The organism is Legionella sp. D16C41 (assembly GCF_048541585.1).
Classification (GTDB): Bacteria; Pseudomonadota; Gammaproteobacteria; order Legionellales; family Legionellaceae; genus Legionella_C.
The window spans coordinates 1,924,557-1,936,794 of sequence record NZ_CP183303.1; the positions used below are offsets into that span (position 1 = coordinate 1,924,557).

Genomic DNA, 12,238 nt, shown 5'->3' on the forward strand with positions numbered 1-12,238 from the left:
TTACTCTGGAGCCTGTATTACATATACATACGGATAATGTTTGCAAATTTATGGAAGTTGCTTGCTTCTTTCCGTAACAAATGGCAGCTAATCAAGGCGTATTAATTAAAACTCTTTTAAAATTCCTACGTATGATTTGTGAATTACCTCACATACAATACATGAATATTAATCCACTTAATGAATTAGTATAAATCGACTCTTCAAATGACTTTTTTCAAAACGTTTGCATTTTTAATATAAATTATATATCATGTATCGATATATGATATATAATAAATTATGATAATCAATTTTCAGGATAAATTAACAGAAGATGTTTTTAATGGTGTAAGCAGCCGCTTCTCTCGTAAGTTGTCGCTTGAGCTGCATAAAAAAGCGCAGCGCAAGCTGGATATGATTCATGCTGCTACCATTATTGACACGTTAAAAGTTCCACCAAGTAATAAGTTAGCTAAGTTAACAGGAAATTTATCTGAATATTGGCGAATAAAGATTGATAAACAATGGGCTGTTATTTTCCGCTGGGAGAATGGCAATGCTTATGATGTATGTATTACTGATTATCATTAGATTAGAGGAGAAAACCATGTTACCGACGCATAGACCACCTACTCTACCAGGTGAAATTCTTTTAGAAGAATTTCTTATTCCAATGAATATAACTCAAAAGGCGTTTGCTGCTCATTTAGGATGGACTTATGCTAAGCTCAATGAAATTATCCATGGTAAGCGAGGGATTACACCAGAAACTGCTCTGGATTTGGCTGATGCTCTAAGTATAGAGCCTGAGTTTTGGCTTAATTTACAGCGAGACTGGGCTCTATGGCACGCTAAGCGAAAACATAAGTCAATTGTTACGATTAATACTAAAGCTACACTGCAAGAATTAAGAGCATAATTAATGTATCCCGGGATAAGCCCATTACTTTACATGCTTTAGATACATTTCCTAATTCTTTAGTCAAATCAAGCAGCCCAACTTTATGTTTTATGATTTTAACGTTACTATTTATCATGAGAGATTTCCTTTTGTTTTGATTTAAAGTTCGCACTTCTATCAAAACTGGAAATTCTCTCTTTTTCAAGTCAGGTGTCAGATTACATCGGAACTAATACATATTATGTATTAGTTCTGTAATGTCACGCGCAATTTTAGAGATGCTAATGATAATCCCCTATAAGCTCCTCGCTATATAGATTGTAGATATAAATAAAATTAAGACCTAATTAAATTTCCTTTTTCCAATATAGTATTCTATATCTTTGTAGCTTTTCTCCATAGGCGGTTTATTTTTTACAGGCTGCTTGATAATAGGATAAACAGAAGTTAGTATGCTTTCATATAAGGCAACTGTTGTAGCAGTTCGCTTACCCCAACCAAAAAGTGTAACTCCTTTGGTTTCTTTTAATTTTCCACTTAATTCCATTTCTATATCAAATACTATTCGAGAATATTGATTATGTGAAATTTGCTTTCCTTTACTCACGTCATCTAGAGCTTTATCAATAATATTCTTTATTTTAAAAGCACTATGCGAATAACCTTCTTTACCACTAATGCCTCTACCTAAATCATAATTATGACTTTCAATCATATTTAAAATCATATTCAAATTAGCCGCATATATGTTGGTAATTTGCTGTTCATTAGTAGCAGTATTTTGTAGGACCGCATAATCTTTTTTGCGGTCTACTACCCAGTTATCACGATTATAACTAGCGCGATTATTATATACACTAAGTGGCTGCTTATCGTACTCTTCCTGCTTAAGGGTGCATTGTTTTTTGAATTCAGTGCCTATATTATTTGCAACATAAATCGCTGCGCTAGAGCCACCATGACCATCATACACACCAATTTTAAAAGGCGGAGTTTTATCCTTTGTATTAGCTTCACAGTTGATAGTTTGTATAGCGACAGTGATATTATCAGAAGAGTTTGATTTTGCTTTTTTAACTAAAGCTTCAGCTATTTCTTTTTCAGTTGGTTTATTATTTGTTACAAAAATTTCTGTTAAAGAATCATGAAGAAATTTTTCATGTTCTACCTTCGTTTGATTAGCTGCAGCATCGGTAAAACCATCGCAAGTAGTAATAATTTGTACTTTTGCTATGTCCTCACGTTTTACTTTGTTTGAGCAAGTCCATTAATATCTGTAATATCAATCGTTGACTCAGAGCAAACACCAACATTTTTTAGATTGTTATCACCAATGGCCCTTGAAACAGCAAGTTGTTTACATACTCTACCCACTCCATTAACGAAGGAAACATAGCCTCCTGCCCTATTAATGCGTAATTCCTCAGTCTTATCTGTTGGCTTATGAGTTACTGAATTTAATCTAACTACACCTAAAAGTTGATTATCACTACTATAGACTGCTGCAAAAGAGGCTGCATCTGCTAAAGTTGCTGTAATCAAATTACCTTTTCCATCGTAAATAGTTGTTGATGCTGTAGTACCCGCATTACAAATAGTGCCTTTACGATTGTGTTCGTCCTGCCATTGTTTATCTAATTCACGATAAGTTGTCCATAGACGTCGACCAATCTCTTCTGGACTTAATGAATCTAAACTATTTTCTTCTAAGGTTTCCCAAGCCAGGGAGTCTTCTTGTGCATCACGGTGCCATTGATTTAGAGTTTCAAAATAACCGAATGCTTGATTTTCATGCTGGTAGCTAGCATTTTCATAATCAAAATCTGGTGGATGATTTTTTACATGCAAAATAACTTTTGGCATAAGCATCTCATATTAAAAATGACACCCTATAAGTACATATTATACGCTTAATAATTTTTAAGTAAACATATTGATTTTTATTTAATCAATGTGAGTGTATGTTTTTATAATGCAAGGTTTTCATTTGACTTATGATTTGTAATGATTGTATGCATCAGCAATCATTACAAAGTTTTCCATTTATTTCGATTTAAGGTCACACTTCTATAAAACTTGAAACTCTCTCTTTTAAATCATCTGTCAGATTAAAGTGGAACTAATATATCTAAAATAATGAGTAGTAATATTTTAGCTAATAATCACAATATATTTCTATTAGCTAATCACTTAGGATTTATCAAGACAATAAAGATAGCCCCTTATCAAAACTTGCTACTAAATTGTTTAATAATTAAGCTATGAAAAAGGGGCATTTCAAATAAAGAGTATATATAGGCGAGCTCACTAAGCCTTATTCGGCGGTGAAAAATGTGCTTGTAAATTTTCTATCACTTCTGCTTGATTATTTGTGTTCTTTGAAAAGATACTGGAATACTTAAGAGAAGAATTTGATGATAAGAAAGAGAAACAGGATTTTGCTTGCTTTTGCCCTATTTCTACAAATTTTTGCATGTGTTTTACATAATCACCATCTAATTTAGCCGCCTCTATTTCAGCAAGTTGCATTGCAACATGCTTAGGAATCGCTATATCAGTATCTTTTAGTGTATATTTTGTCCATTGACGACCAACTTTCCAATTTCTATCTGATGAATAAATATATTTTTCTGCATTCTCAAGAAAAATCATAGCCTTATATTGTTTATTTTCTTTTAATTCTGCTTGATGCTGATCAACCTTTTCTATTAACAAATTTAATATCTCGTCGTACGACTGTTCTTCTACCTTATTTTCTCTATCTAATAACTTGGCTGTTTGGGATAGCGATTTTAAATCAACCAATATTTGCTTAAGCCGTACTAGATCATTGACTCGATCTCGAATATTTAAAACTTTAGTTTGCCATTGCCATGGATCTATATTATCAATATCAGCTTTAATTTCATTCAATAATTTAGAATAGTCATTATACTGAATATACGTTTTATTATTAATTTCTGACCAATCTGAAACAAGTCCAATGGTAGAATATTCTTTTGCTATTTGAACCATCCTATTTCCAAGTAACTCATTTAACTGACCTAAATATTTCGTATATTGATTAAGGTAATTTTCATCGTCTGTTAGTAGAGCATGCGTAATTTTATTTTCAACTCGATTTAAGACTAAGGATTGTAAAAGCTGCTCATTAGTTTTGGAATCTTTTAAAGTTACGGTGTTGACTCCGTCTTTATCAATTACGACAAGCGATTGGATATCAGTACGTATTAGAGCTTGCAAATAATATAAATCGATATCTAAACAGCTAGACCCAATCTTTTTAGCATACTGTTGTTCCAGTGTAATTAATCCATTTACTTGTTTAGTTAATTTTTCCCATTGTTGTTTATCTGTTACATTTTCTTTAACCATTTGACTGAGGGTAGTTTGAATTTTTTCTGTTTCATTGAAAATATAGTGCCATGCATCTTTAACTACTTTATCTTGCAATTCCTTTCCTAAAATTTCAAAGTGTTCAAAAGCGGCCATAGTATAATCATATTTATATTCCTCTAGTCTTTCTCGTTTCTCTTTAAGAGTTTCATCCTTATTGCCTGGTAACTTCTCAACAGCTTTATAAAAATCCTTAAGGGTAATATGTTTTACAATAAAGCTATGTTTAAATCCTAACTCTTCAAAGTTGGGAATAGCATCTATCCTTAAAAAATTTGTTTTATCTTGTAAAAAGTGAATTAAAGGAGAGTAAACACCCATTCTATAACCTAATTCAACTAAATATTTAACACTTTTATCTTTATTATCGGTAGCTTTTACGGCTAAATAGTTCGTTGATTTTATTGTATTTTTATGGATATCTTCACTATCGTCTACAAAAACACATTCAGATTCTAAAGGTAGCTTTTTAGTAGGAGATCTTTCAGCATAACGTGCTCGAAGTTCATCAAGCTGAAAATTCTTACCTTGAATTAATCGATAAATTGGCTCTTTCTTACTCTCATCAGTCACTTGAATTTCCTGATAGATATCTTGTATTGATGTTTGTAAATCTGTTGTATAAAGGTGCTGAAATTCTGGCTCTATAACAACCCCCGTCTCAGTTTGAATTTCGGCAACTAGTCGGTTAAGTGGGTAACCGCCGTTTGAGAGTGGGTCCCCATCTATAGTTAGAGTTCTATTAGTACATAGTGCAACTATTGTGTTAGGCATTGATTGTTTTATTTTACGTAATAAGTTAAATAATAATTCTTTATTTTTGATACTCCCTTTATCTAGGTCAACTAAAGTATCATCAACATCAAAAATTACCATTTTAGGTATAGTTGGTGTTTTATTTAGATTAGCTTTGGCATCTTTTTTATCTACTAATGATAACCTGTTATTAATAAGATCGATTCGGCTATGCTTAGCTGAGGCTACTTTGGCTTTTACATATTTCATTTCTGTGGAAATATCTTCTAAGTTCTCTTGCTCTTTAGCTGTTTTCTCAGCAAGCTCGTCTTTTTTTAATGCTGACTTATTAGCAACTTCTAAAGCTTCTTTTGCAAAAACCTCTTGCTGGTCTTGCATCTGGATATAGCTAGTTATATTTGTTATAAATGGATTAAAAGTACTTGAAATCAAAGTTAATATTTGGTAGCGGGCTGTTTGTTTATCATCATCTTCATTAAAGCTCTTTAATGTTTCTGATAATGCCTCTAAATTATCAACATTAGCTAGAATAAGTGGATTATTGTTATATACTTCGTTAATTTCTCTTAGTAAAGTATTTCTTGCAATTTGAGCTAAAGTGGCTGAATCTTTCTTATTAGAAATAGCTTTATCTATTTCTGTGATAATTTCCCTTAATAGCTCATTTAATTCAATTTTTTGCTCCTCAATTAAATTTAATTCATTTTGAGTTTGAATATTCCAAAATGGCTTTGAAACTAAAGTCACTACACGAGAGAGCGCAATTTTTACATTATCAGCCTCAACGTTATCTAATTCCTTTGCTACTTCTCTTAATTTCTTGATATAAGGTTGGATAGCAGGATGCGGATCTTTAATCAATTCTAATGAATTTAAAAGGGCCTCCTGAGCCACCTTAATTAATTCAGCTGGATTTGAAATTTCAGAGCTAGCTCTTTTTATATCTTCTATAATCTTTTTTCGAAATTCACTTACAATCAGATTGGTACTGTTACTTTTAACCGCTTGCCTCCATTTCTGTACCTGGCTTCTGTATTGAAAAAATTGTTTATGATTAAATTTAGAAGACACTTGTTCGTTAGCCCAAGCCCAACTGTCCTCAAGTGCTAGGCTAATTTTTTTATCTTTAATCACAGCTTTATCAATACCAACTTCAAATATATGCTCCAGTTGGTTAATTTTTTTTAACAAAGGTTCGTTATCTTTAGCTAAAAGCTCACCAATATTATTATTATGAAGTATCACAGCCTCCTTTAAAGCTTTAACATAATCTTGATAACGCTTCCAACTCACTAATGTTGAGCCACTGGGTACATTATCAAATTCTGCTTTAATCTTTGCTAATTCAATATAAGCTCTTGCTACACCAGCTTGCAAATCAATAGCTATAAATAAAGGATCCATTGCCATCTTGGTTTGATATTGCTTATATTGACGTAAATATCCTTGAGCCAAGTGTACTGTAGCAATTTTTAAATCTATATTTTTTTGAAGATTTTTAACTGGATTATGTTGATATGTATGAGAAAAGAAATGCTTAACCTCTTCATAGGCAAAATTTCTAGCCACTATATCATAAAGTGTACGCTTATTAACTGGAGCAATATTTAAATTTAAACTCTCTTGTAGAAGCTCGACTACTTGCCGTTTAAGTAAAGGCCTTGAGCTATCTGAACTTAAGCCATCTAAAAATATATTCTTAAACTTTGAGCTAATATAAGATAAATTTTGAGCGCGCTTAAAGAGTTTTAACATCTCCTTTAAATCACTCGTTTCTTGTAGTTTATGATATAACTCTAATAACTTTATATATTCCTTCTGATAAGGTGATAACTTATCAACTGTAACGAGTCCTTTAAAATAAGGTAATGTATTTATTTGTTCTTCTACCCGTTTTATTTCCTCTCGAAATAATAAATCGAGGGTTAAGTATATATCAAAAACACGTGGGTTAGATGACAAGCGAGTTGCTTTTAATAATTCTAAGTCATACGTTTTTTCATCTAGATTTTCTAAATATTCTTCTTGTACACGAGTTTCAACGAAATGACGTGAATCCTGATCACCGCATTTCTCTAAACGCATAGCCTTTAATTTAGGATTATTGTCTTCTTCGCTTACAGGTTGGGCAGGGTTACTATTAAGGATATAAGCTACTTGAGCACTACGACCTTTGCCACCACGGCAATGAGTTAAGATCTTTTGATCAGAAGGTGTAATTTTTTGAATTTGACGCACATATGCTAGCTCAGAAACAGTTAACTCAAGAGGTTGTTTGTCATGTAAAGGTAAATTATGAATTTGAATAGGTGCACCACCATTAATAGAAATTTCATAAGTCGTGATCCGACCCACTTTTTCAATAACTTTAGAGTTAACTTTAAAATCATCATAAGCTGGTGACGGTAACCTAACTATACCGTTAACATCTGGAATAAAATAATTACTAAAATCTTCTGGCATTACTACTTCACTTATAATCTCCCTTGTCTTATCTCCAGCACGAGGATAATAGGGAAATACTCTACCAATTGAAAAGACATGTTTTACTTTATTTTTAGTAAGATTATTGTAAAAAAAACTTAACTTTCTATTACCTTCTCCTTCCTCCGTAGTCACTACAGGGCCAGGAGAAATTATAATATTAGTATTTTTAAAATTATAGAAACCTCGATTTAAGCGTTGAAGTATATAGGGATTTACAGTATAACCAGTTTTGCTAGTCATTATATGATTTTTATTTTCCTTAAGGGAACTAGCTAGTAACTCTCTTGTAACTTCTTTAGTAATGCTCTGAATAATATTGTCAAAATCAACTAATATGGCACAATTATCTTGTGGATTGTCATCTTGTAAATCCTTTAAATTCTCTACATAAGGTTTATACTTTTTAACTAATTTTTCATGAGCACTAGAAATCGCTGCATCTAAAATTAGACTTTCTCGTAAAGACATGTTCTTTTTATAAGTTTCTATATTTTGAGATTGATTTATAACAATACCTGCTTCTTTAAGACGAGAAGAATTTATTTCACCTTTATCATTAAAAATACCTGCACTATCTAAAGCCAAAAGCCCAATTTCCCGCTCCAATTTAGTAGGAAATTGAGGATCTTTTCGTGCTCCAAGGCCAACTTTGTCTTTATCATGTAATAAAACGACAGATTTCCTGTCACGAACAGCTATGTCAAGTTTCTCTTTATTAGTTAATATTTCTTTTAAAAAATTTAGGAAATCTGCTTCCATTTCCTCTTTTAAATTTTGCCTCATACTTTTTTTGCTCACTAATGAATCAATATGAACAATTATACCATTAATTGAGTTATTTTTTAATAAAAAAACCTTAGATTTTATAAATTAATTAGTTATTTTATGTAGTTTAAATAAAAGATATAATTTAATATGAATTAATACTTAATTTTTCAATTACTTAGTATCTATTGCATTTTAGCGTGTTTAAAAACACCTAGTTGTCCAAATCATCAAAAATTATAGAGCACAGTTTGTAATAAGAACTTTAAGTTTCCTCTTTAAAAAACAAGTATTTAATTAAATGTTGTATTTATTACCAATATCAGCACTTAAGTACCTCAAGTACAACAGAATCTATAATAAAATAAGTACTTAATTTATCTTTAATAGATTGAGAAAGATTTGAGAGCCAAAATGCATGCTATGTTACTGAAAAGAGTAGGCCAAAAATTAGTTTATGCTGAAATTGAGCAACCTATTCTTAAGCCTCATGAAATACTCATTAAGGTAAGCGCCTGCGGTATATGTAGGACAGATTTGCATGTAGTTGATGGTGAGTTAAAGTATCCTAAGCTTCCTCTTATACCAGGCCATCAAATTGTAGGTACAATTGAACAATTAGGAGCAGCAGTCACTTCATTTAAACTAGGACAACGAGTTGGTGTTCCTTGGTTAGGAAGTAGCTGTGGTTTTTGCCAATTTTGTTTAGCTGAAAGAGAAAATCTATGTGACCACGCTCGTTTTACCGGCTACCAAATAGATGGAGGATTTGCTGAGTACTGTAGTGCTAATCATCATTTTTGTTTCCCAATACCCGATGGTTATTCCGATTATCAGGCAGCCCCTTTATTTTGTGCAGGTCTTATTGGCTACCGCACTTTATTATAAAGGTAAATATTTTTGTCTGTATAGTTTAATTATTTAATAAATTTAAACTAGTGACTTGGGTAAATCAGTGAAAATATTACTTTAATACTTAAGTAAGTAATTTTCCTTTATTATGTCTAATAAATCTTGCGGTTTTCTAGCTAGATAATCTGGCTTATAGTTAAGCAGTATTTTTTCTGAATTAAATCCCCACGAAACTGCTATAGCATGGATTTTACACCGTTTTGCTGTTTCAATATCGCGTGTTTCATCTCCAATATAAAATGTTTGCTCTGTCTGCATATTATTAGCTTTTATAATCTTCTTTAATAACCTTGTTTTACCAAAAAAACTAGCATCAGTATGAATAAAGTTAAACAAATGATTTAGCTTATGCTGCTTAAGCCATACATTGACATTCGCCAATGAGTTTGAAGTTAAAATACCCATAACGCAATTTTGATTATTTAATTCTTCTAAGACGTTAATTAAATGAGGAAAAGCTGGTAAAAAACTCATTTCACTGTGCATGATTTCGCGCGCATGCCGTACTATAAAAGGCAATTTATAAAATGGAATTTTTAAATATTGAATAAGTTCTCTTGAACTTAAATCCTTTAAAATCTCAACTTCATGCGGATTTAATTTTCTAAATTTATATTTATCAGCTAAAGCAGACCACTTTTCCGAGGCTAAAGAAAAACTATCAGCTAAAGTACCATCAAAATCAAACACTAAGTTACATTTCTTACTTATTTTTTCATTCTGCATTTTAAATAATTAGTCTTTACTTGCTTAAAACAGCTCAATCTATAATAAATTTAATTACATTAAAAGAATAATTAGTAATTATAAAAATTTTAAACGTTATTACCCCATTTTTTAGATTAGTTACGCTTTTTATCGATCAAATTTAGTACAATTTATTTAAAAAGTTAATATCACCTTAAGGTATTTAATTTACAATTAGTAATAAGTTTATACATTATTTGTTTAAATAAATGTCAAAAGTCATCAATTTAAAAAATGGCCAACTTACTCCAGAGAAAACTCAAGATCTTTATAAATTTTTTGAAGAACAAACTGAGTTGGGTATTAAATATTGGCCAAAAGATACAGATTATACTGTTAATGGAATGACTTATCGTTTTAAAAATGACATTTTTCAGCGCGAAGGAAAAAATGGTGCTTTAAGCTATGAAGTTATTAGCAATAAAGCTCCTGTCGGCAAAGGCACCTTTGGTACAGTTAGGTTAATTAAAAATACTGTAAAGTTTAGTCAAAACAATGTGGTTTTTAAAAAAACTAGCAACAAAGATGGTAGTAGAAGAGTTGTTAAATTTCAGGTTCATAATGACAAGAATGAAATTTACAGGGTAGAAAAAGAATATTTACTTACAAAAAAAGCAGCTCATCTTGCAATTAAAAAACCAACGTTAATAAAAGATAAAAATTATAGTTTTACTAGGATGAAGTATTTAAAAGGAAAAGAACTACAAGTTATTTTAAATGAAGACAGTAAAGGTATTCGTCCTCTCACACTTAATGAGCGGATTAAATTAAGTATTGCCCTGTTAAAAGCTCTAAAAGAACAGGTTACCGATAAAGACATCATACACTGTGATATAAAACCCGCAAATATTGTTGTGGATTTAGGTCCCCCTATAAAAGTTAATATTATTGATTATGGCCTTAGTATTAATACTAATCAGTCAAATAATGGTAGCGCAGGAACACCCGCATACTCAGCCCCAGAAGTGATAACAACCAATTTTGGCAAAATTAGCCCCAAAAGTGATGTTTATTCTCTAGGAAGAGTATTAGTAAGGCTTTGGGGAGGTACTAATGAAACTTATAATGCTAATAATAATTTTACTTACTTCTATGAAGGTGAAAGCGAGATTTTAAAAGATTTATTTAATAATATTGAAGGATTAAATAATAACGATAAAAACACTATTTATGATGCTTTAGAAGCAATGGTACAACTAGTGGCTGCTAGGCGTGTAGACATTAATAAAGCAATTAGCGATTTTAAACTAATTGAAGAGCAATTAATTCCTACAAAAGATAACCAGAGTAAAGAAGAAGTTCAAATTACCAATAATGATTATTTGTTTATTATTCCCAGTGATAATTTAACTAAAACTAGTTTAAAAGAAATATACGCTCAACAATTTCATTCAGCTCATAAAAAATTATTTGCTAAAGAAGGAAAATTAAAGCTCTTTAGGCGGCCTACAGCCATTAAAGGTAATGAGACGTTAGCTGAAATATTAAATCATGCAACTAAAAAAAATAATCGAACTAGGCTTGTCTGCGTAAAATTAAAGTGGTTAAAAAAAGATGGTAGGCTAGCTAATAATGCGCCTTCTGAAATAGTGGAAGCTTACCATCACTTAAAAAATAATGCTAATCAACAGAGTACGCCTGCTAAAAAAATAAATTAACATCCGATAGCAGGTTATGAACTTAAGGTTATACGAGAAAAATTATGATAAATAGTTATTCAAATAAAATTAAAAAATTACAAAAAGTTATTTTTATAATCTATTATTATTTTATAGTTAGCTGTATTTATTGAAAATATAATTGATAGAGAAAATTATGGGTTTAACTAAAATTACAAATCAGGAAGATATATGTGAGTTACGACAAGAAATTGTATTACATATACAGGCAATAGAATCTTCCTATGAATGGTATCGTACTGAAGCTAAACATCAAAAAGTGGCAGTATTAGAGGCATGCTTAAATTATTTAGATTCTCATAAAGTAACCGACAGAATAACTAACAAAGCGAGAAGAATGGAGCTAGATGATCTTAAAAATGTGATTGACAGCCATCCTAAATACAAAGATTGTCTAGCAAAAAGCTCAACTAAAAATTTAGTCAATATAGTATTAAATTTAAATTCATCGCTGATTAAGGAAAGATTGGATTTAATAGATGCAAAGTACATGACTCCAAAAGGCTATTACTGCTTCCCTTCTAATACGCACCCAAGTTAAATTTTTATTTATTTTACTTTTTTTAAGCAAAACTAGTGATAAAATAATCCCGTCTTAAAATTTTCATTTATT

At 31.0% G+C, this 12,238-nt stretch carries 8 protein-coding genes and 2 pseudogenes; 5 read left to right on the top strand and 5 right to left on the bottom strand.

Features of this window, described 5'->3' with window-relative positions:
* Window positions 1-282: 282 nt before the first annotated feature.
* Both ACNVED_RS08385 and ACNVED_RS08390 read left to right on the top strand, forming a co-directional pair.
* Window positions 283-573 (top strand): type II toxin-antitoxin system RelE/ParE family toxin, encoded by a 291-nt coding sequence (locus ACNVED_RS08385; RefSeq protein WP_419418574.1) that lies wholly within the window; start codon window positions 283-285, stop codon window positions 571-573.
* A gap of 16 nt (window positions 574-589) precedes the next feature.
* Entirely contained in the window at window positions 590-901 is a 312-nt protein-coding gene (locus ACNVED_RS08390) for a HigA family addiction module antitoxin (RefSeq protein WP_419418575.1), read from the top strand.
* Between the two features lie 4 nt (window positions 902-905).
* On the opposite strand, the pseudogene ACNVED_RS08395 reads toward ACNVED_RS08390, so the two are convergent.
* The 4 genes and pseudogenes from ACNVED_RS08395 to ACNVED_RS08410 form a co-directional block, all read right to left on the bottom strand.
* Window positions 906-1,019 (bottom strand): annotated as a pseudogene (locus tag ACNVED_RS08395) (helix-turn-helix domain-containing protein); the annotation flags it as partial.
* 207 nt (window positions 1,020-1,226) lie between these two features.
* On the bottom strand, window positions 1,227-1,856 hold the full coding sequence (locus tag ACNVED_RS08400; RefSeq protein ID WP_419418576.1) for a hypothetical protein: 630 nt from the start codon (window positions 1,854-1,856) through the stop codon (window positions 1,227-1,229).
* Window positions 1,857-2,128: 272 nt separating this feature from the next.
* Window positions 2,129-2,746 (bottom strand): hypothetical protein, encoded by a 618-nt coding sequence (locus tag ACNVED_RS08405; RefSeq protein ID WP_419418577.1) that lies wholly within the window; start codon window positions 2,744-2,746, stop codon window positions 2,129-2,131.
* Between the two features lie 444 nt (window positions 2,747-3,190).
* On the bottom strand, window positions 3,191-8,305 hold the full coding sequence (locus tag ACNVED_RS08410) for a hypothetical protein (protein ID WP_419418578.1): 5,115 nt from the start codon (window positions 8,303-8,305) through the stop codon (window positions 3,191-3,193).
* Between the two features lie 396 nt (window positions 8,306-8,701).
* Here ACNVED_RS08410 and ACNVED_RS08415 point away from each other — a divergent pair.
* Window positions 8,702-9,172 (top strand): annotated as a pseudogene (locus ACNVED_RS08415) (alcohol dehydrogenase catalytic domain-containing protein); the annotation flags it as partial.
* Window positions 9,173-9,256: 84 nt separating this feature from the next.
* Here the strand turns inward: ACNVED_RS08415 and ACNVED_RS08420 are convergent.
* Window positions 9,257-9,925 (bottom strand): HAD-IA family hydrolase, encoded by a 669-nt coding sequence (locus ACNVED_RS08420; protein ID WP_419418579.1) that lies wholly within the window; start codon window positions 9,923-9,925, stop codon window positions 9,257-9,259.
* 230 nt (window positions 9,926-10,155) lie between these two features.
* Here ACNVED_RS08420 and ACNVED_RS08425 point away from each other — a divergent pair, with 230 nt between their 5' ends.
* Together ACNVED_RS08425 and ACNVED_RS08430 are read left to right on the top strand one after the other, a co-directional pair.
* Complete coding sequence (locus tag ACNVED_RS08425) at window positions 10,156-11,604, top strand: protein kinase domain-containing protein (protein WP_419418580.1); 1,449 nt, start codon at window positions 10,156-10,158, stop codon at window positions 11,602-11,604.
* A gap of 157 nt (window positions 11,605-11,761) precedes the next feature.
* Window positions 11,762-12,166, top strand: a complete 405-nt coding sequence (locus ACNVED_RS08430) for a hypothetical protein (RefSeq protein WP_419418581.1) — start codon at window positions 11,762-11,764, stop codon at window positions 12,164-12,166.
* Window positions 12,167-12,238: the final 72 nt, after the last annotated feature.

What these genes read in the sequence shown, in the direction of transcription:
- ACNVED_RS08385 (WP_419418574.1), top strand. Translation starts at nt 283, where the DNA reads ATGATAATCAATTTTCAGGATAAATTAACAGAAGATGTTTTTAATGGT.
- ACNVED_RS08390 (WP_419418575.1), top strand. Translation starts at nt 590, where the DNA reads ATGTTACCGACGCATAGACCACCTACTCTACCAGGTGAAATTCTTTTA.
- ACNVED_RS08405 (WP_419418577.1), bottom strand. Translation starts at nt 2,746, where the DNA reads ATGCCAAAAGTTATTTTGCATGTAAAAAATCATCCACCAGATTTTGAT.
- ACNVED_RS08410 (WP_419418578.1), bottom strand. Translation starts at nt 8,305, where the DNA reads ATGAGGCAAAATTTAAAAGAGGAAATGGAAGCAGATTTCCTAAATTTT.
- ACNVED_RS08420 (WP_419418579.1), bottom strand. Translation starts at nt 9,925, where the DNA reads ATGCAGAATGAAAAAATAAGTAAGAAATGTAACTTAGTGTTTGATTTT.
- ACNVED_RS08425 (WP_419418580.1), top strand. Translation starts at nt 10,156, where the DNA reads ATGTCAAAAGTCATCAATTTAAAAAATGGCCAACTTACTCCAGAGAAA.
- ACNVED_RS08430 (WP_419418581.1), top strand. Translation starts at nt 11,762, where the DNA reads ATGGGTTTAACTAAAATTACAAATCAGGAAGATATATGTGAGTTACGA.